We start from the raw sequence: 21,607 nt of genomic DNA on the forward strand, positions 1-21,607 counted from the left end.
GAATTGTCCGGTCAAGTTATTGTATTCAGCTCCAATATCAGGCCTTGTCCAGTGGCGTTACCACCAGCAGGTCGTCCCTGAGCTGGATTTGCACAGCGCTTTTCCAGCCATTGTCCTGAAGATCTTCGGAGATTTTATAGTGTCCCGCGATGGACACAAGCTCCGCCTCAAGGGATTGGCAGAAAATTCGTGCGGATTCTGCCCCATGGATGCCGGCCAGCGCCCGGCCCCGGAGCGGACCGTAAACATGGATGTTGCCTGCCGCCAGAACTTCGGCGCCGGCCTGTACCGGCGCCAGAATAACCAGGTCGCCTTCCGGCGCGTGGATCTGTTGGCCGGAGCGTACCGGCTGGGAGATGATTTTGGCTGGAGGTGGGTCACCGGCAGCGCCAGTAGAGGCTGTGCCAACCGCCGCTTCCGCTTCCTCCGCGACAGCCTGCTCCGCTTCATGGGCGCGGTCCCGCTGGCCGTTGCCTGGCAGCAACGCCAATGCAGCTCCGCGGGCCAGGCGGCGCTGATCGTCGCTGCCACCGCGCACGCCAACGACGTGGATGTTGTTGCGACGACATGTACCGATGATTTTGAAGAAATCCAGTTCGCTATCCAGCCCTTGGTATTTCTCGAGACTGATGATGAGCGGAATGTCTTTGAAGAACCCCGGTGCCTGGCTGATCTTGTCTCGCAGTACGTCTTCGAACTCGCCGTCGTCAAAGTAGTAGAGCTCCAGGGCTGTCATGGACACGCTGGCGCTTTTTAGCTGAAAACCCTGTTTTACCCCGGAGGTGGCGGTATCGCTCATGAAGGAGTCTCTTCCCTGGTGATGTTGTCGGTTGGGTTCGGGCGTTGCCGGAGCGGCACGCCTTCAAATCGGATGCCTGACCATCCGGTGCTGATGAACTGTCGGATGTTGCCGTGGCTCTCACCGGTCGGGTCGTCCAGAACCTGCTGATAGTGCTCGGCAAACAGTTTCAGTGTGTCGACTTCACTCAAATTGCAGTACTGGCCCAGACCAAAGATCCGGCAGGACCCGGCATTCTCGCCTTCGGCGTTTACCAGCGGGCCGTTCCGGAAACCACAGGGCTGATACTCGAAGTGCTGTTCGATCAGGGCCAGGGAGTCTTTGAAGCTGGCATGACCAGCGTCCAGGGATGCCAGGTGAATCCTCACGGCATCGTTAACGCTCATTATTTGTGTTCCTGCTTGGGGCCTGTCTGATAGAGCGCCTTCCACTCCTCGTAGGGCATCCCGTAGATTTCCTCGCGGGCCTGGGGATCAGAGATCTCGAAACCCCGCTCATCCGCTTCTGCCCGATACCATTTCGACAGACAGTTACGGCAGAAACCCGCCAGGTTCATCAGGTCGATGTTTTGCACCTCCGTGTTTTCACGCAGGTGCTTGACCAGCCGACGGAAGGCTGCGGCTTCAATTTCAGTGCGTTCTGCTTCAGGAATCGGATTGCTCATATTGGCCTCGCAATGGTTGATGCGCCGTTTATCAGGAATCCTGACATTCTCTGCATGTTAGCTTAAGATACAAGGCTGTATAAATGTACAGAGAATCGACGCGAGCCCCCTGATTATGCCACAACGCAAGATCATCCATGTGGATTGTGACTGCTTCTATGCGGCCGTGGAGATGCGGGACGATCCCAGCCTCCGGGAGGTGCCGCTGGCAGTGGGCGGTGATGGTGGACGGGGCGTGGTAACCACCTGCAATTACAAGGCCCGAGCTTACGGTGTGCGTTCGGCGATGCCCGGCAGCGAGGCACGTCGCCTTTGCCCGGGCCTGGTGACCGTCCCGACGGATATGGGACGCTACCGGGCGGTCTCACAGCAGGTGATGGCGATCCTGCGGGAAATGACGGATCTGGTGGAACCGCTCTCTCTGGATGAAGCTTTTCTGGACGTTTCCGATGTGACCGATCACAAGGGCAGCGCTACGCTAATGGCCCGACACCTACGGGAGCGGGTACGCAGGGAAGTGGGTATTACCATTTCCGCCGGCGTGGCGCCCAATAAATTTCTCGCCAAGATCGCCAGCGACTGGGAAAAGCCGGACGGGCTCTTTGTGATCCGCCCGGAGGACGTTGAAGGTTTCGTGCAGGGATTGCCGGTGGAGAAGCTGTTCGGGGTAGGGCAGGTGACGGCCTCGAAACTCCACGCACTGGGGGTCAAGACCTGCGGGGACATGCAGGCGCTTGGGGCTGATGTGTTAATCGAGCGCTTCGGGAAGCAGGGCTACCGCCTCCACGAAATGGCCCACGGCCGGGATGACCGGGCCGTCGTGGTGTCGCGGATCGCCAAGTCAGTCAGCGTCGAGCGGACCTTTTCCCAGGACTTGCCGGACATGGCCGCCTGCGAAACCGTTATGGCCTCCCTGGTAGCCGACCTCAACCTTCGTCTGTCGCGCAAGGCGCGCAGGAAGCCGATCCATAAACTCTTTATCAAGATCCGCTACAGTGATTTTTCAACCCATACCCTGGAGCGGGTCCGGGAACAGATCAAAGAGCCCACCCTGGAAGATTATCTGCCGCTGCTGGCGGAACTGGTGACCAACCGGGAGCGACCGGTTCGGCTGTTGGGTCTCGGTGTGCGTTTTCGCAATAATGACGCCCCGGTCACCCAGTTGCGTTTGTTTGATTAGAAGTGCAGCCAGTTCATGGCCATGTAGCCCATCAGCCCGCCGATCAGAGCGCCCGCGGCGACGTCGCTGGGGTAGTGCAGCCCCAGGACTACCCGTGATGCGGCGACACTAAGGGTAAATGGCAGCACTATCGTTGCCAGCGCCGGTTCGGCCAGGGTGAGCATAACCTGGAAGCAGGCAGCGTGAAGGGTATGGCCGGAGGGAAAACTGTAGCGGTCCAGGGGTGGTGTGCCGCAGTCGATGGCAGGAAAGGAAATGAAAGGGCGTTCCCGGATTAGCCAGCGCTTCAGAAGCTTGTAGCTGACGGTACAGGCAAGGCCGGTCAGCGCCATGAGCAGCGCTAGCCCTGGCCCCGAGGCCGGATAAAGAAAAGGGATCGACAGGATCAGGGCATACCAGAACCAGCCGTCACCCAGTCGGCTTACCAGCCGGAAATAGCCGAGGACTGGCCGGAAACGAACAGCCCGGTTAATAGTCTGGCAGAAAGCGAATTCGCGCTGGTCTGCCAGTTCAAAGAAGCGAGACGCTTTGCTTGTTGATGGCATGGTATCCGGCCTTTGCGGGTTGATTGAAAACCAGTTGTTCAAACTGTTCGATCTGGGAATTCCAGCTCTGTTCCAGGGCGTCCAGCCTTGCCTGGGCCCTGATACGGTTCAGCAAGGTCGGCTGATCGGCCAGTCGGAGTGCGCTGTCCACGTAAGCCTCGTCCTGATTCAGCGGCACCTTCATGCCGTTTTCCTCGTGGCGGATGTGTTCGGCTGCTGCCGCGTCGTCAAAGCTGACAACACCCAGGCCGCTGGCCATAGCCTCCAGTACCACGTTGCCAAAGGTGTCGGTCTTGCTGGGAAACAGGAACAGATCGCCCGAGGCATAATGTCGGGCCAGGTCGTCTCCCCGCCGGGTGCCGCAGAACACGTAATCGGGGTGGCGCTCGGCCAGTTGACGCCGAAGCGGGCCGTCGCCAACGAGGATGAACCTTGCCTGGGGATGAAGGCCGCGGATGCGTTCAAAGCAGGCGACCGCCATGCGCAGGTTTTTCTCCGGCGCGAGCCGACCCACATAAAGGATGGCGCGGTCATTGGCCTGCAATCCCCAGGATTCTCGTAGTGCGCTGTCACGCTTATGGGGCGTGAAGCGGTGACAGTCGACGCCTCGACTCCAGAGACCGGTTGCCGGGATGCCCATGGCTTTTGTCGTCTGCTGCATTTTTCGGGTGGGCACCAGGGTGATGGCGGTGCGATTGTGGAACCAGCGGCCGTAGAGACACAGTAAACGCTCAAGCATGCCAACGCCGTAGTAGCGGCTGTAGCTGTGGAAGTTGGTGTGGAAGCCGGAGCTGACCGGAATACCCGTCTGGCGCGCAGCTGATGTGGCAGCGACACCCAGTGGTCCCTGGGTGGCAACATAGACTGCGTCCGGGCGGTCGCCGGCCAGGAGTTTTTTCAGGTGGCTGGTCCGGGCGAGGCCAAAACGCAGGTCCGCATAGCCAGGCAGAGGCAATCCGGTCACCACATGCTCACGGGTGAACAGGGCCTCGCCGGCGCTGGCAAAGTTGCCTTTGCGCTCATGCTGCTGCCGTGGCCGTATAACCGTCACCCGATGCCCACGCTGCATCAGCCCCTGGCAAAGATGCCTGAGCGTATTTGCCACACCATTGATTTCCGGCGGAAAAGTCTCCGAAACAATGGTAATGTGTTGTTGGCGCCGGGTGGCCTGCATGGTCTCGGTCACGGTGTTTCCTGTGCTTCCTTTGACATGCCCCTACTATGAAAAGCTGGCATGACAGTTATGCGACACTCCCGTGACATTCCCTTTACCCGTTAACCGAACCGAATCGGAGACGATATGCAAACGAGAAAGCTTGGCAAGACGGATCTCGACGTTACCCTGATTTGCCTGGGTACCATGACCTGGGGCGAACAGAACACCGAAAAGGAGGCGTTTGAGCAACTGGATTACGCGGTAAACGAGGGCATCAACTTTATTGATGCCGCAGAGATGTACCCCGTTCCGCCCCGGGCGGAAACCCAGGGGTTGACCGAGACCTATCTGGGAAACTGGCTTGCCAGTAGAGGCAAACGCAACGAACTGGTGATTGCCTCCAAAGTAGCGGGGCCGGGCAATGGCCTGAAGTACCTGCGTAATGGTCCCCGCCTTACCCGCGATCACATTCATGAAGCCTGCGACGCCAGCCTCAAACGCCTGCAGACGGATTACATCGACCTTTACCAGGTGCACTGGCCGGATCGCAGCACGAATTTTTTCGGCAAGCTTGGCTATGAACACAATCCCGAGGAGTCCTTCACGCCCATCGAGGAAACCCTTGAGGCACTGGATGAACTGGTGCGCTCTGGCAAGGTGCGGCACATCGGGCTGTCCAATGAGACACCCTGGGGCACTATGGAGTACCTCCGCCTGGCTGGCGAGAAGGGCTGGCCGAGGGTGGCCAGTATCCAGAATCCTTATAATCTCCTGAATCGTTCATTCGAGGTGGGGATGGCGGAAATCGCCCACCGGGAGCAGACCGGCTTGCTGGCTTACTCGCCCCTGGCCTTTGGCATGTTGTCTGGCAAATACCTCGGCGGGAAGTGGCCGGAAAAAGCCCGAATGACCCTCTACGAACGTTTCAGCCGCTATACGAGTGGTCGTGGTATGGATGCCACCCGGGCTTACGTCGAGCTGGCCCGTGAAAACGGCTTGTCCCCTGTTCAGATGGCGCTGGCGTACGTTAACAGCCGCAGTTTCGTAACCAGCAATATCATCGGTGCCACGACCATGGAGCAGTTGCGGGAGAACATCGGGTCGGCGCAGATCTCTCTTAGCCCATCAGTACTCGAAGCCATTGAGTCTATCCATCAGGAGTTCACTTATCCCTGTCCCTGAGTTCGCTGGTTTTCGGCTTTTACCTCCGGTCATCAGGCGCTGGCCGGAGGCGCTGTTACACTCTGAAATATCGGGGATCATAAATTGACAAAAACATGCTGATCTCGTGACAAAAAGTCGGCGTCTTTGTGTGCAGATTCACATCTTTCCGGCCTGTAATCATTAGACTTAAGCCTAAGGTATCCGTAGACTCCCGTGTCGGAAAAAAGGTCTCAGGCAGTGTCATGATTATTCGCATCTTTGTCGCATTACTCGCTCTCAATCTCGTTGCTTTCGTCGTTCGCGCCGAAGCGTCCGAGCGCGTATTCGAGCAGGTCGAGAGCACGACAACCAGCGAGCAGATCTTCGAAGTGCAGGAACGGGTATCCGGCGATTTCGAAGAGGACAGTTCTGACGCCTTTACTGAAATCGGTTCCCGCTTGCTGAGCCTGACGCTTACCCGTTCCAAGCAGTCCGGCAAACACTACGCATCTGATCCGGCACAGGCTGACCATGGCATTGCACTTCTGAATGAGGGCGCCTGTCTGAATCTGAAGTGGAACTTCTGAAACTCAAACCCCTGTTCTTCAGCCCCTGACTCCCCCAAATCCGACAAACCGCAGAATCATGATCTGGCGCATTGTCTGTGTCCGATCGACGTGTGATCATCGCCGCTAGTGTCCCGTCTGGTTAATTCGCTGACCTACTGAGCCACTGAGAGCCTTGAGAGCAAGGCGCGATGGCGAAGGTTTGGTGGTTCCAAATCGAGTCAGCGCAACGCTGCTATCAAGGCTCTCAGTGGCTCCCGGAGGGCGCGGCGCTGAGGCCCCTGGCCGGTGTTGCCAGCACTTGATGGGGAGCCACCACACCTGCGCGCTGGCGCCTTGGCCAGGGGGCTCAGCGCCACGCAGTAGGTCAGCGAATTAACCAGACGGGACACTAACATGCTGATTAGCCGATAAGGAGCTTGGTAATGGCGGGTGATAGAGGGCAGTTATCGAATGATGTGAATGCCTGCGTTGATGAGGTGATTCGCCGGGTTGGCAAGGAAATCACACTGGGGTTGCCGCTCGGGCTCGGGAAGCCGGTCCGCTTCGTGAACGCGCTGTACCAACGGGCCAAGGACGATCCGGAAATTCGTCTGCGTATTGTGACGGCGCTGTCGCTGTTGGCGCCAAAGGGTGGTTCCTCACTGGAGAAGCGCTTCATGGGGCCATTTGTAGAGCGCCTCTATGGTCGAATCCCGGAACTGGCCTATGCCCGTGATGTCTCCGCCAATCGCCTTCCCCAAAATGTCCAGGTCTCGGAATTCTTCTTCAAGGCCGGTAGTTACCTGAACAATCGTTCCCAGCAACGGCATTATGTTTGTACCAACTACACCCACGCAGTTCGCGATCTGATGGCTGTTGGGGTCAACGTGGTCGCCCAGATGGTGGCGCCAGGCGAAGCGCACGGACAGCCCGGGCTAGTCAGCCTGAGTTGCAACCCCGACCTGACCCTGGACCTGATTCCGCTGCTGCGGGAGCGGGAAGCAGCCGGCTCGCCGGTTGCTCTGGTGGCCGAGATGAACAAAAACCTTCCCTGGTTAGGACACCATGCGGCCATCGAGGCAGACCGTTTCGATGTGCTGCTGGATCAACCCTCCAGCGATTACCCGCTGTTCTCGGCCCCCCAGATGTCGGTCAGCCCGGAAGACCACATGATCGGGTTTTATGCCAGTACCCTGTTAAAGGATGGAGGCACCCTTCAGGTTGGTATCGGCTCACTGGGCGCTGCTCTGGTCCACAGCGCGATCCTCCGGCACAGTCACAACGATGCCTGGCGGAAAGTGTTTGATCATCTGAACGTTGACCAGAAGTTTCCGGTGGTCAGGGAAGATGGTGGCACGGGGCCCTTCGAAAAAGGGCTTTATGGTTGCAGCGAAATGATGGTGGATGGTTTTCTGTACCTGATGCAGGAAGGCATACTCAGCCGTGAAGTGTACGATCATGCTGGTCTTCAGGCGTTGCTCAATCGTGGTGACATCAGCGAGGAGGTTTCGCTTGCGACGCTGGATGTCCTGCGGCGGGAGAAGCTGATCGATAGCCCACTCCGGGCAAAGGATGTCCATTGGCTCGCACGGCATGGGATTTTCCGGGAGTCCGTTGAATTCAAGGGCGGCCGGCTACGGGTTGGAGACCAGTCGGTGGAGGGTGACCTGGATAACCCGGAAGCCCGAGAGGCCATCGAAACGCTGATTCTTGGTGAGCGGCTGACGGGTGGTATCGCCATGCACGGCGGTTTTTACGTTGGTCCTGAGCAGTTTTACCAGTACCTCCGCGAGATGAACGACGAGCAGCGTGCAAAAATTTGCATGACCAGCGTGAATTTCATCAACCACCTGTACGATCACCCGTTTGGTGACCAGAAGCTGAAAGCCGCGCAGCGCGTTCATGGCCGCTTTATCAATTCGGCCATGATGTACACCCTCAACGGCGCCGGAGTATCGGATGGCCTTGAGGATGGCCGTGTGGTCAGCGGTGTTGGCGGTCAGTACAACTTCGTTGCCATGGCCCACGAGTTGCCGGGCGCCCGTTCGATCCTGTCGCTACGTAGCACTCGCTCATCCCACGGCAAGGTGCTTTCCAATATTGTCTTCAATTATGGTCATTGCACTATTCCCCGGCACCTGCGGGATATTGTGATCACCGAGTACGGAATTGCTGACCTGAGGGGGCAGTCCGACGAGCAGGTTTTCCTCCGGCTGATCCGCATTGCCGACTCCCGGTTCCAGCAGGAACTCCTGAAAAAAGCCCAGAAGGCAGGGAAGGTGGATCCCGGGTTCAAGCTGCCTGCCGACTGGTGTAACAACACGCCGCAAGCAATTCGGCGCGCTGTTGCGGCTGCGGGGGATGCCAGCCTGTTCCCGCCGTTCCCGTTTGGCAGGGACTTTACCGACGAAGAACTGACGTTGGGGAAAGCCCTTAAGGGTCTCAAGGCCGCAACGGCCACTCGTCGTGGTAAAATATCGACCCTGTTACAGGCCCTCCGGGCCCGGGATGACGAAGGCCGTTATGGAGCCCTGCTTGAACGCATGGGGCTGAGCGACCCTTCAGGATTGCGGGACAAGCTGGATCAGCGACTGGTTATTCATGGCCTGCAGCAGCTCGAAACACCACCGGATACAGGAAACTCGAAAACCTGATGACAGCTTCACAAGCAAGACCCGACGTTTTTACCGTTCACTACGTACTGAAAAACAAGATCGGCGAGCTGGTTGATACTTCCGAGGGCAGTGAGCCTCTGCACTTTGTCTACGGCAGCCCTGAGATTATTGAGGGAATCCAGCAGGCGGTGAAAGACCGCAATGTTGGGGATTGCCTGGAAGTAACGGTGCCACCCGCCATGGCGTATGGCGAACACAAGCCGGAACTGGTGCGCAAGGTGCCGCGCTCATTGTTCGAGGGCATTGAGAACCTGCAGATTGGTATGAAGTTCCAGACCAATACCGGCGATGAAGCGCAGATCGTGCAGGTTGTCGGGATCGACGGCAACCTGGTAAAGGTGGATGCCAATCACCCACTGGCGGGATTCACCCTGTACTTCGATCTGGAGATCGTCGGCCGCCGTGAAGCGACGGAAGATGAGGTAGCCCAGGGACGTCCTCTGTTCTGAGCAGGTTTGTTTCCTGCTGGTCGAACTCGCCACTGTAAACCCGCTTGAGGCCGTCGAGCACTGTTTGTCGCAGGCTGGCGGCCAGCTCCGCGGTCGGCACTTCCTCTGGCGATTGCACCGGTTCGTGGAAAACAACGTCGACCCGTGCAGAGGGCTGTCTGAGCATTCGCAGCAGGTGGCTGTGGAATTCATCCTCTCCGATAAAGGGAGCCAGATGGTCAGGTCGGCCGTCTCTGCGATAGGTAATGGTCACTGGCTGGATTGGTGTTTTGCTTTCCGGGGCGGCCCTGAGCAAGAGGCCATGGAAAGGCAATACGGTCAGGCCTGCGCTGGTGGTTCCTTCCGGGTATACCAGGACATTCTCTCCGGCCTGCAAATTCTCGATGATCTGTCCCCGAACGCGTCGAGCCTGGCCACCCCCGCGATAAATGAAGAGCGTGCCGGCCTGTCGAGCCAGCCAGCCAATGAGCGGCCACTGGCCGACCTCCGCTTTCGACAGGAAGCGAATCGGCGCGAGGCTCCCCAGAATCGGAATATCCGACCAGCTGATGTGGTTGCTGACGAAGAGTACGGTATCGTTCGATGGCGAACCGTGCTGATGAATGTTCAGTCCCAGACATCGGCAGGCCCATCGGAAGCAGAATCTTGCCCAGGGGGTACGATCAATGGTTTTGCGGGTAACCATTTCAGTGATCCGCAAACCGGCGGCCAATAGGGTGGTGGCCGCGAGAAAGGCCACAAAGGCCGTCACGCGAACGCAGAGTCTCAGCCAGTTCATTGATCAACCCCCAGGATTCAGGACGCCGTGCGCATGAAGTGTCGGCTGTAACGGCCGGCCAGTTTGCTGACTTCCAGCAAGACCAGCAAATCCGCACAACGAAAATCCGGATCCCAGCAGGGTTCACCGCAGACCCGGGCGCCGAGGCGCATGTAGGCTCGGATCAGGGCGGGGACGTCCACAGGGCGATCGTTGTCCCGGGTGTGGGTCAGGTGCGGCATTGCCCGGAGCGGTTTGACCAGAAAGGCCGGGTCGGCCAGGTATTCGTTCTGGAGATGGCGGGCGATGCGCCAGGCCTTCAGCCCTCCGTCGGACATACCGATACTCGCGCAGCCGATCATGTAGTCAACACCGCGTTCAACCAGATATTCGGCGACTGCCGACCAGAGCAGGCTGATGGTTGCACCGTTGCGGTAGTCCGGGTGAACGCAGGTGCGACCCAGTTCGGCGATGGTTCCAGGGAGTTTGTACAGGGCGCTCAGGTCGAACTCGCCGGCGGAGTAAAACCCGCCAACGGCTTGCGCGTCTGCCTGATGCAGGATTCGGGTGGTTGCGACCAGATCGCCGGAATCCAGGTCGGTTACGATCAGGTGATCACAGACGGTGTCGAACTCGTCGGCGTCGATTCCTGGCGTCTGTGCGCCCAGATCGCTGCCATACTCTTCCGAGAAGACCCGGTAACGCAGCCGCTGGGCGGCCTCAACCTGTTTCGGGCATCGGGTCATGTCGGTTTTCAGGCGACGGGCGCTGCGGCGGGCTTTCGCGGTTTGTGTGGTCATGGCGTCGTCTCTTTTGTTTCCATTTCCCGACAAGCCTATGAAGCCGGTATGACACATCGGTGACCGCGACGTGACGTGTCTGTGACACCAGGGGGTGAATGGGCGTTTGCGGGAGCTGTGTCACAGGGTGTAACGAAGCACCGGTTCCATGTATATTTCTGAATAGCATGTATAATTGCTGTTACAGCAGGTTGCCTGTATTGTCAGGTACACAGAATGACCTGAAACCGGAATAACAAAACCAGAGATGGATGGCGTGGAACAGACAAACGAAAGTTGGCGAATTCTGATTGTCGAAGACGACGAGCGGTTGGCGGAATTAACCCGCGAATACCTTGAAAGCAACGGGTTGACTGTCTCCCTGGAAACTCACGGCGGCCCCGCAGTAGAGCGGATCCGTAACGAACAGCCTGATCTGGTGGTGCTGGATCTGATGTTGCCGGGTGAAGACGGGCTGTCTATTTGCCGTAGGGTGCGCCCCTTCTATTCCGGCCCAATCATTATGCTGACTGCCCGCACTGATGATCTGGATCAGGTGCTTGGTCTGGAAATGGGGGCGGATGATTACATCGGCAAACCAGTCAAGCCGCGGGTTCTGCTGGCACGCATACGTGCCATGCTGCGTCGGGTTACCGAGACCGGGCAGGGTGCGGGTGACGAGGCAGGCGGCGAAGAACCGGTGCGTCTCCAGTTCAACGATCTGGTCGTAGACCGCTCCATGCGCGAAGCCTGGTTGAATGATGAAAGCATCGATCTGACCAGTGCCGAATTTGATCTGCTCTGGTTACTGGCGAGCAACGCCGGTCGCGTACTCAGCCGGGAAGAGATCTTCACCGCGTTGCGCGGCATTGAGTACGATGGTCAGGACCGTTCCATTGATGTTCGCGTGTCCCGGATTCGTCCCAAAATCGGCGATGACCCCATCCATCCGCGGCGCATCAAGACCGTTCGCAGCAAAGGCTACCTGTTCGTAAAGGAAGCCTGACGATTCAGTCTCTGGAGCCGGTGTGCCCCTCGCCCGCACGCCGGTGTTCCATGCCAGGGTTGGTATCATGCCCCTGAAGTTCTTTCTCAAGCTCTACGCCCGCCTTGCCGGCCTGACTGCGTTGGTGGTCCTGTTATGTGTCCTGCTGTTCACCGGTATCAATACGGTACGCTCGCAGTTCTGGCACGAACGATTTCCTGAGCCCCTGATGCGCTGGTTGGCGACTGCTCCGGCACCCGTTCAACAGTATCATTGGCTTACATCGACGGTAGATCTTCGCGTCGGCGCTCCTTCCCGGTTCAACCTGTCCCCGGTGGCCCTGGAGCGGCTTGGTTACGGCCAGGTGGTTGGTATCGAGAGTGACGTGGGATATCGGGTACTGGTTACCGGGCTTGCCGGGGAGGTTTTGCAACTTCGTCTGAGCGAGCCATACAGGGACGTATCAGAGACTATAGGACTGATCTTCCGATGGCATCTCGATTCAGCCTCGGTGGACGATCGTCTGAATGTTGCCGCTCAGATGGCCCGGTCTCTCAACGTGGAAGTCTACCCTCTGGACGATGCCGACCTGTTACCGGACCCGGACGTTCTGGATCAGGTTGCCGAACGTGGTCTTGCCTTCTATACCGACGATTCGGACGGTTGTGGCCGGGTGATTGTTCAGCTTGCCGATGGCGAGCTGTACCGGATCGATATGCCCCCTGCGTTCAATGCCTGGGCATGGCCGGTTGTCCTGCTGCTGGTGCTGGTGCTGGGTGGGGTGCTGGCTGTCGCCCTGTTCCTCGCACTCCGGGAGGTTGATAGCAATCTCAGAACTGTCGAGTCTGTGGCGGTGCGAATCGCCCGTGGCGAAATGGGTGCCCGGGTCCAGACCGGCGAAGGGACGCTGGTGACGCGTCTGGCCTCGTCATTCAACGGGATGGCCGAGCACATACAGCGCCTGGTACAGGTGCAGCGGGAAATGATCCATGCCGTATCTCACGAATTACGTACCCCGGTGGCCAGGATTCGCTTTGGCGTCCAGATGATTGAAGACTGCCAGGACCAGGCTGCGCTTCAGAAGCAGCTGGATGGCATTGATGGCGATATCCAGGAGCTGGACGAGCTGATCGACGAGATCCTGACCTACGCCCGACTGGAGCAGGGTGGTCCGGTATTTTCGCTTCAGGAAAATTCGGTCACCGATATTGTCCGTCAGGTGGTTTCTGAACAGCAGATGGTTCGGCCCGAGTTGGATATTGAGGGGAACATCGATGAGATCTCCGAGCGTTGGGCGTTGTCGGATATCGAGCCTCGGTACCTGCATCGGGCGATCCAGAATCTGGTGGGCAATGCCGGCCGCTATGCTGCGGGCAAGGTATTGGTAAGTTGCCACTTTGATGAGGACAACTGCCGCATCGACGTTGAGGACGATGGGCCCGGCATTCCCGAGGAAGACTGGGAGAAAGTCTTCACCGCGTTTGCCCGTCTGGATGACAGTCGCACCCGTACTTCCGGAGGTTACGGCCTTGGTTTGTCTATTGTACGCCGCATCCTCTACTGGCATGGGGGCCACGCTTTTGTCAGTAGAAGCGACACGCTTGGGGGCGCAAAATTCAGCCTGGTCTGGCCAAGAAAAAAACCTGTGGACTCAATTGTGTGATGCAGGGCTCATTGCCTCACCTGATGTAACAATGCGACTACACAAGCACTACGGAAGTTTTCCGCTGCCTGATGAATAATCGAAAGCGTAAGGGATGACTTTTGAGGTTGTAGTTCTTACGAACTTTCCTTGTTTCATTCGTCATTTGAGGGCCGGTTTTTCCGGCCCTTTTTTTATGGCTGTTCCCAAATTCCGTATCGGTCACCCTTTACCGGCTGCTCTGCTGTTAGAATCCTCGAAAACAACAGGAGGCCATTCATGACCCGTTATCTGCTTGCCATCGATCAGGGGACAACCAGTTCCCGAGCCATTGTCTTCGACCAAACGGGAAACAGCGTTGCCGGCGATCAGCAGGAATTTCACCAGTATTTCCCCAGAGACGGCTGGGTAGAACACGATGCTCGAGAGATCTGGGACAGCACCCTGGCGGTGTGTCGTGGAGCACTCGAAAAAGCAGGCATCGAAGCCTCAGAACTGGCGGGCATTGGCATCACCAACCAGCGAGAAACAACGGTAATCTGGGACAGGGCAACTGGCGAGCCGATCTACCACGCCATTGTGTGGCAGGATCGACGAACGGCGTCCTGGTGCACCAAGCTGAAATCTGACGGCCATGAGGACATGGTTGTCGACCGTACCGGGCTGTTGATTGATCCTTACTTCTCGGCCACCAAGATAGCCTGGATCCTGGATAACGTGGAAGGCGCGCGGCGTCGGGCTGAATCCGGTGACCTGGCTTTCGGGACCGTGGACAGCTGGCTGCTCTGGAACCTGACCGATGGCAAATCCCACTGTACCGATGCCACCAATGCGTCCAGAACCGCCCTCTTCAATATTCACGAGCAAGACTGGGATGACGACCTTCTGACCCTTTTCCGTGTGCCCCGCCCCCTTTTGCCAGAGGTTCTGGACAGCTCAGCAGATTATGGCACTGCTGAAACGCGGTGGTTAGGTGCTCCGGTGATGATTGCCGGTATTGCTGGAGATCAGCACGCGGCCCTGGTAGGGCAGGCGTGCTTTAGTCCTGGCATGGCCAAAAGCACCTATGGTACCGGTTGCTTCCTTATGCTCAACACCGGCGATGACGCCGTTCGGTCCGAGAACCGGCTGCTGACGACCATGGCCTATCGCCTGAACGGCAAGCCCTGTTACGCGGTGGAGGGCAGCATTTTTGTCGCCGGTGCTGCCATGCAATGGCTGCGGGACGGGCTCAAGTTGATCTCTCACGCCAATGAATCCTCGGCCCACGCGGAGGCAGTCGGAGTCGACAATCCGGTGTACCTGGTCCCGGCGTTTACCGGTCTGGGGGCACCTCATTGGGACCCGCACGCACGCGGCGCCATTATGGGCCTGACCCGGGATACTGGAATTGGCGAGATTGTTACCGCAGGCCTTCAGTCGGTCTGTTATCAGACGAAGGATCTGGTGCGTGCGATTCAGAACGATGGTGCCCGACTTGAATCGCTGCGCGTGGATGGCGGTATGGTGGTGAACGACTGGGTGATGCAGTTTCTGGCCGACATACTGAATGTCACCGTTGATCGGCCCCGGGTAACAGAAACGACCGCTCTTGGCGCGGCCTACCTTGCGGGGCTGCAGACCGGTGTTTTCGATAGTCTTGAACAGATTTCCGGGCTGTGGGAATGCGAGCGGCAGTTCCACCCCGAAATGCGCCCGGCTCTGAGAGAATCGCTTTATGCTGGCTGGCTGGATGCCGTTGAGCGGGTCTGCAACAACTAGTTGGTGGCCTCAGGAGGTGCGTTCGAAGGCGATCAGGTGATCAGCCTCGACTCGCACCGGAACATGCTCGCCCAGATTGAAATCCAGGTGGCTGCGGAACAGGGCCTCGAATTCCGTGTCTTCGGAGCACCGGAAACGGTACAGGGTTGAAGTGCCGGCAAAGGTTTTTTCAACGACCTTTGGCTGCAGATCCGAATCAGGGTCGTGGACAATGTCATCAGGGCGGATCAGCACGTCCACCAGGGTGCCGGGCTCCCATCGGTAGGCCCGGTTACCATGGATCACGCCCAGTTCGGATTCGATAGTGTCCGGCCCGAGGGCGGTGCCCGGGATAAAGCCGCCCTGGCCGACGAAACTGGCCACGAAACGATTCGCCGGTTCATGGTAGAGGTTGTAGGGGACATCCCACTGCTGGATCCTGCCGTTCCGCAACACCGCGACCTGATCGCACATCGCGAAGGCTTCCTGCTGGTCGTGGGTGACCAGGATGGCACTGATGCCCAGAGTCTTGAGAATTTCCCGTACATCCAGGCTCAGGCGCCGGCGCAGATCCGCGTCCAGGTTGGAAAAAGGCTCATCCAGCAGGATCAGGGTCGGTTCGGGTGCCAGGGCGCGTGCCAGAGCAACCCGTTGCTGTTGGCCGCCGGATAGTTCGTGGGGGTAGTTGTCGGCCAGGTCCTGCAGGTGCACAACATTAAGCAGCTCCATGACCTTTTGGCGCTTTTCTGCCTTTTTCAGGTTGCGCAGGCCAAACCCCACGTTGTCAGCAATGGTCAGGTGTGGAAACAGCGCGTAATCCTGAAACACCATGCCGATTCGCCGTTTTTCCGGCGGTAACGTGCGCCCAGGCAGGCTGATGGTCTGTGATTGCAGGCAGATTTCGCCACCGCTGAGCGGGAGAAAACCAGCGAGGGCGCGCAGTATGGTGCTTTTGCCGCAGCCGCTGGGGCCGAGAAGGCAGCCGATGTCGCCATGACTCAGGGCAAAGCTGACGTCCTTGACCACGGAATCCCCGCCGTAACCACAGGACAGGTTATTGACCTCAAGCAGCCAGTCTGCCGGAGATTGCGCGGTTATGCTCATGAATTAGTCCAGACGATTCAGGATGAGAAATTCAAGCAGGGCTTTCTGTGCATGCAGACGGTTTTCGGCCTCGTCCCAGACCACGGACGCGGGGTGTTCCATCATATCGGCGGAGATTTCCTCGCCACGATGGGCAGGCAGACAATGCATGAAGAGCGCATCCTTATCGGCCAGAGCAAGCAGTTCCGGGTTGATCTGATAGCCACTGAATGCTTTTTCGCGAGCCTTCTGCTCGTCTTCCTGGCCCATGGAGGCCCAGACATCGGTTACCAGAAGCTGGGCGTTGCGGGCTGCCTCTGCGGGATCCCGAACGACCTTGACCCGGTCTCCGTGGTCCTTTAGCAGTGCCTCGGCCGGTTCGTAACCTTCGGGGCAGGCAATGTTCAGGTTGAAATCAAACTGGGCGGCAGCGTTGATGTATGAGTGGCACATGTTATTTCCGTCGCCGATCCAGGCCACCGTGGCACCACGGATGCTGCCACGGTGCTCACGATAAGTCTGCATGTCAGCCAGCAGCTGGCAGGGGTGGAAATCGTCGGTCAGGGCATTAATTACCGGGACCCGGGATGCTGCTGCGAACCGCTCCACGGTTTCATGGGCAAAGGTGCGGATCATCACCGCATCCACCATGCTGGATATAACGATAGCGGAGTCTTCAATAGGTTCACCGCGGCCAAGCTGCGTATCCCTGGGCGACAGGAACATTGCGGAGCCACCAAGCTGGGCCATGCCGGCTTCAAAGGACACTCTGGTTCGGGTAGACGATTTCTCGAAGATCATCGCCAGCACCCGGTTTTTCAGGGAGTCCCGAACCTTGCCTTGCCGCCACTCGTTGCGCAATGCCGAGGCATGATCTACCAGGCTTTCCAGCTCGGTGGTTGTCATGTCATTCAATGTCAGAAAATGTCTTGCCGCCATGGGATGGCCCTTATCTCAACGAACCCCGCAGCTGGCGGGATTGCCTGAACGTTGGCTGAAAAAATGGGGCATCAAGTCTAGCCCTTCGAAGCAGGTATGACAACGCTGTAACAGGGCTGGAACTGCAGGCGTTGCGCGAGGTCAAATCAAGGTGTTTGGTGAGGGGTTCGGCACCCGTGTACAATAACGCCAGGAAAATAGCCGTGTGGCAAGACTGTTCCAACAGAGGTAAATGTTCATGGATATCAATGAAACTATCAAAAGCCAGCTCGAAGAGAATCCGATCATCCTTTACATGAAGGGTAGCCCTCAGGCGCCACAGTGTGGATTCTCTGCCAAGACGGTACAGGCAGTGATGGCTTGCGGCGAGCGCTTTGCTTTTGTGAATATCCTGGATAACCAGGAGCTTCGTGAGGCCCTCAAGGTTTACTCCAGCTGGCCGACCTATCCCCAGCTCTATATCAACGGTGAGCTGGTTGGTGGTTGTGACATCGTTCTGGAAATGTCCGAGAGTGGTGAACTGGCCAAGCTTGTAAAAGAGGCCGCGAAGCAGGCAGAAGCCTGATATCGTTGCTGATCAGAGCCGTTTCGGGGTAAATAACAGTTCGACCTCGAAGCGGTTTCGGTTTTCGCCATCTTTCGGTGGCTGGGGGTAGGGGCTCGCTGCCAGAGCCGCCCGATATCCAGCTTCGTCGATAGTCCTGATACCTGTAGAACTCAGCACCTTTGCCCGGGTTAGGGCACCATTTGCCAGCAGTTGCAGTTCCACTTCCATGGCCACTGTCTCGGTCAAATCCCTTAAAGCCGGTACTCTCAGTTTTTCCAGCTCCCGTGCCAGGTGGATGGCCAACTTGACCACGTAAGGGTCCAGTTCGGCCGGCGACTCAGTGATCCGTGTTACCTTCTCGTCTGGATTTTCCGGAGTCGGCTCTGGCTCTGCACCGGCATTGCCGCTGATGCTTTTTTCGGCCGCCGGGCTTTCGGGAGAACGGGTATTAGTCTGCTCACTCGGTGTTGTGGTTTGCGGTTGATTTGTAGTGACAATCTCCGGCTTCGGAGCGGATTCGGGGCGCGGAGGATCAATCTCGAAAGGTGGAATCCTTGATTTGGCCGGGCTCGGGCTGGAGTTCTCAGGCGTATTCGCTGTGGTTTCACGAGCGCCCCGAGGTACCAGCTCGAAACGGACACTGTCCTTATGGGTGACCGCCTGTTCTTCCACGGGGGCCGGGATACCTGACAGCAGCAATGTGTGGAGGAATAGTGCCAGAGATACTGCCAACCCCAGACGGTAAGGAGCCGGCAGGACATGTGGACTGCTTTTTTCAGGCATTGGCGTCAGGCAGTCTTGCTCCGCAGGGTGCCGACGACCGCATCAAGGGCCCGGTCAATCAGCGCCCCCTGCTCAAGCAGGGTCAGCCGGCCGCGCCGCATTTCATGAGCCAGTTCAATTCGGGTTTTCTCAATAACCTTCAGCCCCATCCGGTTCACAAAGACAAAGCAGTCTGCTTCGTCAATGATGGCGGATAGCTTGCACCGGAAATTGGCGCCATTCACGAGACGGAACTCCACCCAGTTGCCGATCTGCAAACCATCTATCTGAACGACATACTCAGACACGGCTGCGTCGTCCAATTCTTGCCGCTTGTTGGTCTGTTTTTGGGAAAGGTTTTCTTCATCCTCGTCGGGTGAAGGTGTCGCATTGGGTCGAGGCTCAATTACTGCATTGGTTCGGAAGGCTTCCGCCAGTTCGTGTTTCAGTTGTCCCATCATTTCATCGAGCTTGGACGAATTGTAGGAAACTTCTTCAAGGCCTGACCTGAGTGATTTCAGCAAGCTTGGAACCACCCGCACCCATTGGTCCCTCTCGTCGTCCTCTTGATGTGGGTGCAGGCACCAGATGAGATCATCAACAACCTTTACTGTAGAGTTCCAGCGATGTTCGACATCGTCGCGCAGATAGGCAAGGAAAAGGACACGGCTCCAACCGTTCATCAAAATGTCGTGCACCGGTTGCGGCAATCTATAGCGCGACACCTTCTCTTTCAGCAGGTTGTCGACCGTTTGTTGTGCCGCCTGGGATTTGATACGTCCTCTTTCCGACTCTCGGGTTCGCTGCTCTACAAGTGACGCCTTGCGGTTTTCGCGCTCGAGAAACTCTTCGAACTCCTGATTCAGTTTTTCGAATAGCGAGACGTCACCATCAAACTCGTTGAGAATGCGTTGTACTATGTTGTGAATCTGGTCGTAGAGCTTATCCTTTGATTTTTCGTCACTATTGCTCCAGCCAATCCCTGCACGGGCAAGCGAGTTAAGGAGCCTGCGAGCCGGATGTGTGGAGCGACTGAAAAAGCTCTTGTCCCGAATGACAACCTTAAGGATTGGTATCTGCAGACGACTGATGAGTACCTGTACAGGTGCCGAGAGATTGTAGTCGTCCAGGATGAATTCAAATAGCATGGAGACGAGGTTAATCAGGTCTTCATCGACCTCGTTCAGTGCAGGTTTTCGCCCATCACCATGGTCAGCCTCTTCCTGGAGGAGTTGGTGTACCAACTGCCTGAGGTCTACACTTACAGGTTCTCCATCACTCAGATTGCTCTGGTTCTGCCAGGAAGCGTTGGCAATTGGCAATGCATTAAGCAGGCTTGCTAACTCAGAGTCCCCGATAACTCTCACTGCAGGATCAGATGCTCTTGGGGGTATGCCCGCGTTGGCCCTTTGCAATGCCAGCATCTGGCGAATTTGCTCGAAGACGGCGCTGCTTCCTGCATATTCCTGGCTGCCGTCTCGGGTTGATGTGTCTGCCGTGTCCGGCTCGCCTTTGGCAGAGCTCGCCGTCTTCGCCCCAGAGGCCTCGTGCTGCTTACCGGCTTTCCCGTGATACCTGAAATTCGGAATGATGCCGGCCTGAATCAGTATGCGATTGGCTTCGTCCAGAAGCATGCCCAGATTGGAGACAACGTAGCGGTCAAACTGCTTCAGCAGAATCAGACGTTCCCGAATCTGGATTTCCAGAGCCTGTATCGCCTCAGTAAAGGCGCTGCAAAGATGTTCAGGTGCCATGGGATTCACCGGTGATTCTTCGGTGGCTTCCGGGTACACCTGGCTGAAGCGGGTTTGGAGTTGAAGCAGGGGGCCCTGAAAGTGCGCTTTCGCCTTGGTGATCATGGCGTTGAGCGCAACCTGCTCTTCCAGGTCGTCATTGCCAACCAGGGAGAGAGTATCTGCGTTGGCCTGTTTGCTCAGGTTTTCCTCTTGAAGCGGGCCGGTATGAGGGGGATTGGCGAAGTACTGGGCTACGGTGTTCTGAAAGTGCCGCTCTACACCCTTCCGTTTGATGCGTATTTCACGCATCGCTTCGAAATACCGGTTTTGTTCATTATTGCTGCGGGCATTGTTGGCCAACTCGAACAGCGAATCGTCGACGGCGTCGAAGGCGCCCTGCAGCAAATCACCGAGTCCGGCGACAACGGTGTCCCGGATGCGGGTGACCTCCGCAGGAACCGGTCTGTTACTTCCGGCTTCCCTGTGCTCGCGGAGGTAATGTATGCCGGACTGCTTGTTCATGGCAGACTCCTGTTTACGCCTCAACCGGATACATGACCGAGCGGGTAATCCTTGAATTCTCGTTATTGGTTAAATTTACCGCATTTTATCCAAAGTTAACATGACCAAACGCTAACGTGAGAGCAAATTCAAAAAAACATGGGGTGCCGGAAAGGCACCCTCATGCAGCTTGCTGACTTGCCAATGAGTTTTCTTTCAACTCACATAGACCGGGCCGATACCCATGCTCCAGATGACGACGCTGATGGCAAGCAGAGCGACAAACATTACCAGACCCACAGTCAGGACTGATGAGGCAAACATGAAGCCCTTTTCCGCGGGTATTTTCATCAGGATAGGTAGGCCTTCGTAAAGCAGGTAGACTGCATAGGCAACAGCTACCAGGCCTGCCAGCATGTTCACCCAGATGTTCGGGTAAGCGGCAATGACTCCGATCAGGAAAATGGGGGTCGCTGTGTAGGCGGCCAGGGTCACGCCTCTGGGCGTTCGCTCCGATGCGTCATAAGTGGCTGCAAAGAAATCAATGAACTTGCCCAGCACAAAGATGCCGGCAAGCATGGCCCCATAAAAAAGCAACGATAGCTGTAGCGCACTCGTCACCGACAACTTCGTAATCTGGCCGTCACCAATCTGCCAGCCTACCTGGGTTGTTCCTATGAAACCGGCAACCGCTGGAATCAGTGCCAATAACAGGATATGGCCGGCGTATAGCTTTGTGACGGACTCGGATTCATTGCGGATCGCTTCCCACTCCTGGTCAGGATGGGCGAGCAGGCCAAACGTGTGTGTCAGACTCATGGACGTATTCCTTGTGATTGTTTTTGTTTCGCACGCTCCTTCAGTGTTGGTGGGGGATCAACGGGGGTCAAGCTGGCGGTTAAATTTTGATCTTTCTAGAATGTGGGGCGCTATAACCGAAGAGTCTATAGCGCCATCCGGAGGGAGGTTTCAGGGGG

At 57.3% G+C, this 21,607-nt stretch carries 21 protein-coding genes; 9 read left to right on the forward strand and 12 right to left on the reverse strand.

Translation table 11 applies throughout. From position 1 onward, the window contains the following. Positions 1-37 precede the first annotated feature (37 nt). The 3 genes from minC to NUW46_RS05310 are packed head-to-tail and all read right to left on the reverse strand — an operon-like array spanning position 38 to position 1,463. Positions 38-799: a septum site-determining protein MinC gene (minC, locus tag NUW46_RS05300; RefSeq protein ID WP_069184077.1), complete on the reverse strand. Its 762-nt coding sequence runs from the start codon at positions 797-799 to the stop codon at positions 38-40. Further along, on the reverse strand, positions 796-1,185 hold the full coding sequence (locus NUW46_RS05305) for a HopJ type III effector protein (RefSeq protein ID WP_153634546.1): 390 nt from the start codon (positions 1,183-1,185) through the stop codon (positions 796-798). The genes minC and NUW46_RS05305 overlap by 4 nt, the downstream gene beginning before the upstream one ends. Beyond that, on the reverse strand, positions 1,185-1,463 hold the full coding sequence (locus NUW46_RS05310; protein ID WP_069184079.1) for a DUF1244 domain-containing protein: 279 nt from the start codon (positions 1,461-1,463) through the stop codon (positions 1,185-1,187). Before NUW46_RS05310 ends, NUW46_RS05305 begins: the two co-directional genes overlap by 1 nt. Before the next feature lie 115 nt (positions 1,464-1,578). Here NUW46_RS05310 and dinB point away from each other — a divergent pair, with 115 nt between their 5' ends. Beyond that, entirely contained in the window at positions 1,579-2,643 is a 1,065-nt protein-coding gene (gene dinB, locus NUW46_RS05315; RefSeq protein WP_418141566.1) for a DNA polymerase IV, read from the forward strand. Here dinB and NUW46_RS05320 read toward each other — a convergent pair. Continuing rightward, a complete protein-coding gene (locus NUW46_RS05320; RefSeq protein WP_405418756.1) occupies positions 2,640-3,188 on the reverse strand; it encodes a phosphatase PAP2 family protein in 549 nt (182 codons plus the stop codon). The two genes, dinB and NUW46_RS05320, sit on opposite strands and share 4 nt — an antisense overlap. Next, a complete protein-coding gene (locus tag NUW46_RS05325) occupies positions 3,154-4,362 on the reverse strand; it encodes a glycosyltransferase family 4 protein (protein ID WP_418142012.1) in 1,209 nt (402 codons plus the stop codon). The genes NUW46_RS05320 and NUW46_RS05325 overlap by 35 nt, the downstream gene beginning before the upstream one ends. Before the next feature lie 126 nt (positions 4,363-4,488). Here NUW46_RS05325 and NUW46_RS05330 point away from each other — a divergent pair, with 126 nt between their 5' ends. The 4 genes from NUW46_RS05330 to NUW46_RS05345 all read left to right on the forward strand — a co-directional run bounded on the left by NUW46_RS05330 (position 4,489) and on the right by NUW46_RS05345 (position 9,159). Further along, positions 4,489-5,526: an NADP(H)-dependent aldo-keto reductase gene (locus NUW46_RS05330; protein WP_069184082.1), complete on the forward strand. Its 1,038-nt coding sequence runs from the start codon at positions 4,489-4,491 to the stop codon at positions 5,524-5,526. A gap of 224 nt (positions 5,527-5,750) precedes the next feature. Further along, positions 5,751-6,074, forward strand: coding sequence for a hypothetical protein (locus tag NUW46_RS05335; RefSeq protein WP_418141567.1), 324 nt, complete (start codon positions 5,751-5,753; stop codon positions 6,072-6,074). Between the two features lie 404 nt (positions 6,075-6,478). Beyond that, positions 6,479-8,689 carry an acetyl-CoA hydrolase/transferase C-terminal domain-containing protein gene (locus tag NUW46_RS05340; protein WP_418141568.1) on the forward strand — a complete coding sequence of 737 codons (2,211 nt, stop codon included), beginning with the start codon at positions 6,479-6,481 and terminating at the stop codon, positions 8,687-8,689. Then, positions 8,689-9,159: an FKBP-type peptidyl-prolyl cis-trans isomerase gene (locus NUW46_RS05345; protein ID WP_008176279.1), complete on the forward strand. Its 471-nt coding sequence runs from the start codon at positions 8,689-8,691 to the stop codon at positions 9,157-9,159. The genes NUW46_RS05340 and NUW46_RS05345 overlap by 1 nt, the downstream gene beginning before the upstream one ends. Here the strand turns inward: NUW46_RS05345 and NUW46_RS05350 are convergent. Beyond that, positions 9,077-9,937, reverse strand: coding sequence for a lysophospholipid acyltransferase family protein (locus NUW46_RS05350; RefSeq protein WP_418141569.1), 861 nt, complete (start codon positions 9,935-9,937; stop codon positions 9,077-9,079). The two genes, NUW46_RS05345 and NUW46_RS05350, sit on opposite strands and share 83 nt — an antisense overlap. A gap of 17 nt (positions 9,938-9,954) precedes the next feature. After that, a complete protein-coding gene (locus NUW46_RS05355; RefSeq protein ID WP_153634542.1) occupies positions 9,955-10,716 on the reverse strand; it encodes a GNAT family N-acetyltransferase in 762 nt (253 codons plus the stop codon). A gap of 247 nt (positions 10,717-10,963) precedes the next feature. On the opposite strand from NUW46_RS05355, the gene NUW46_RS05360 reads away from it, so the two are divergent. The 3 genes from NUW46_RS05360 (at position 10,964) to glpK (ending at position 15,083) form a co-directional block, all read left to right on the forward strand. Next, positions 10,964-11,701 carry a response regulator gene (locus tag NUW46_RS05360; protein ID WP_069184088.1) on the forward strand — a complete coding sequence of 246 codons (738 nt, stop codon included), beginning with the start codon at positions 10,964-10,966 and terminating at the stop codon, positions 11,699-11,701. A gap of 22 nt (positions 11,702-11,723) precedes the next feature. After that, positions 11,724-13,343, forward strand: coding sequence for an ATP-binding protein (locus NUW46_RS05365; RefSeq protein WP_227514556.1), 1,620 nt, complete (start codon positions 11,724-11,726; stop codon positions 13,341-13,343). 258 nt (positions 13,344-13,601) lie between these two features. Then, positions 13,602-15,083: a glycerol kinase GlpK gene (gene glpK, locus NUW46_RS05370; protein WP_418141570.1), complete on the forward strand. Its 1,482-nt coding sequence runs from the start codon at positions 13,602-13,604 to the stop codon at positions 15,081-15,083. A 9-nt stretch (positions 15,084-15,092) separates the two neighbouring features. Here glpK and NUW46_RS05375 read toward each other — a convergent pair whose 3' ends face one another. Both NUW46_RS05375 and argF read right to left on the reverse strand, forming a co-directional pair. Continuing rightward, the gene (locus NUW46_RS05375) at positions 15,093-16,166 is read right to left on the reverse strand and encodes an ABC transporter ATP-binding protein (protein ID WP_136631310.1); all 1,074 of its coding nucleotides are present in this window, start codon (positions 16,164-16,166) and stop codon (positions 15,093-15,095) included. Between the two features lie 3 nt (positions 16,167-16,169). Continuing rightward, the gene (argF, locus tag NUW46_RS05380; RefSeq protein WP_069184091.1) at positions 16,170-17,084 is read right to left on the reverse strand and encodes an ornithine carbamoyltransferase; all 915 of its coding nucleotides are present in this window, start codon (positions 17,082-17,084) and stop codon (positions 16,170-16,172) included. Positions 17,085-17,322: 238 nt separating this feature from the next. On the opposite strand from argF, the gene grxD reads away from it, so the two are divergent. Further along, positions 17,323-17,649 (forward strand): Grx4 family monothiol glutaredoxin, encoded by a 327-nt coding sequence (grxD, locus tag NUW46_RS05385; protein ID WP_008176261.1) that lies wholly within the window; start codon positions 17,323-17,325, stop codon positions 17,647-17,649. A gap of 12 nt (positions 17,650-17,661) precedes the next feature. Here the strand turns inward: grxD and NUW46_RS05390 are convergent, their stop codons facing one another. From NUW46_RS05390 to NUW46_RS05400, 3 genes are all read right to left on the reverse strand, one after another. Next, entirely contained in the window at positions 17,662-18,414 is a 753-nt protein-coding gene (locus NUW46_RS05390) for an energy transducer TonB family protein (RefSeq protein ID WP_418141571.1), read from the reverse strand. Between the two features lie 5 nt (positions 18,415-18,419). After that, positions 18,420-20,651, reverse strand: coding sequence for a DUF1631 domain-containing protein (locus tag NUW46_RS05395; RefSeq protein ID WP_069184093.1), 2,232 nt, complete (start codon positions 20,649-20,651; stop codon positions 18,420-18,422). Between the two features lie 195 nt (positions 20,652-20,846). Further along, the gene (locus NUW46_RS05400; RefSeq protein WP_069184094.1) at positions 20,847-21,449 is read right to left on the reverse strand and encodes a Yip1 family protein; all 603 of its coding nucleotides are present in this window, start codon (positions 21,447-21,449) and stop codon (positions 20,847-20,849) included. Positions 21,450-21,607 lie beyond the last annotated feature (158 nt).

The sequence above is a fragment of the Marinobacter sp. MA genome, from assembly GCF_048298425.1.
In the GTDB taxonomy this organism is placed as follows: Bacteria; Pseudomonadota; Gammaproteobacteria; order Pseudomonadales; family Oleiphilaceae; genus Marinobacter; species Marinobacter salsuginis.

Coding starts and splice junctions, on each gene's coding strand:
- NUW46_RS05350 (WP_418141569.1), bottom strand. CDS start 9,937: ATGAACTGGCTGAGACTCTGCGTTCGCGTGACGGCCTTTGTGGCCTTT.
- NUW46_RS05375 (WP_136631310.1), bottom strand. CDS start 16,166: ATGAGCATAACCGCGCAATCTCCGGCAGACTGGCTGCTTGAGGTCAAT.
- NUW46_RS05310 (WP_069184079.1), bottom strand. CDS start 1,463: ATGAGCAATCCGATTCCTGAAGCAGAACGCACTGAAATTGAAGCCGCA.
- NUW46_RS05325 (WP_418142012.1), bottom strand. CDS start 4,362: ATGCAGGCCACCCGGCGCCAACAACACATTACCATTGTTTCGGAGACT.
- NUW46_RS05335 (WP_418141567.1), top strand. CDS start 5,751: ATGATTATTCGCATCTTTGTCGCATTACTCGCTCTCAATCTCGTTGCT.
- NUW46_RS05395 (WP_069184093.1), bottom strand. CDS start 20,651: ATGAACAAGCAGTCCGGCATACATTACCTCCGCGAGCACAGGGAAGCC.
- grxD (WP_008176261.1), top strand. CDS start 17,323: ATGGATATCAATGAAACTATCAAAAGCCAGCTCGAAGAGAATCCGATC.
- NUW46_RS05320 (WP_405418756.1), bottom strand. CDS start 3,188: ATGCCATCAACAAGCAAAGCGTCTCGCTTCTTTGAACTGGCAGACCAG.
- NUW46_RS05400 (WP_069184094.1), bottom strand. CDS start 21,449: ATGAGTCTGACACACACGTTTGGCCTGCTCGCCCATCCTGACCAGGAG.
- argF (WP_069184091.1), bottom strand. CDS start 17,084: ATGGCGGCAAGACATTTTCTGACATTGAATGACATGACAACCACCGAG.
- dinB (WP_418141566.1), top strand. CDS start 1,579: ATGCCACAACGCAAGATCATCCATGTGGATTGTGACTGCTTCTATGCG.
- NUW46_RS05305 (WP_153634546.1), bottom strand. CDS start 1,185: ATGAGCGTTAACGATGCCGTGAGGATTCACCTGGCATCCCTGGACGCT.
- NUW46_RS05390 (WP_418141571.1), bottom strand. CDS start 18,414: ATGCCTGAAAAAAGCAGTCCACATGTCCTGCCGGCTCCTTACCGTCTG.
- NUW46_RS05345 (WP_008176279.1), top strand. CDS start 8,689: ATGACAGCTTCACAAGCAAGACCCGACGTTTTTACCGTTCACTACGTA.
- NUW46_RS05330 (WP_069184082.1), top strand. CDS start 4,489: ATGCAAACGAGAAAGCTTGGCAAGACGGATCTCGACGTTACCCTGATT.
- glpK (WP_418141570.1), top strand. CDS start 13,602: ATGACCCGTTATCTGCTTGCCATCGATCAGGGGACAACCAGTTCCCGA.
- NUW46_RS05340 (WP_418141568.1), top strand. CDS start 6,479: ATGGCGGGTGATAGAGGGCAGTTATCGAATGATGTGAATGCCTGCGTT.
- NUW46_RS05360 (WP_069184088.1), top strand. CDS start 10,964: ATGGATGGCGTGGAACAGACAAACGAAAGTTGGCGAATTCTGATTGTC.
- minC (WP_069184077.1), bottom strand. CDS start 799: ATGAGCGATACCGCCACCTCCGGGGTAAAACAGGGTTTTCAGCTAAAA.
- NUW46_RS05355 (WP_153634542.1), bottom strand. CDS start 10,716: ATGACCACACAAACCGCGAAAGCCCGCCGCAGCGCCCGTCGCCTGAAA.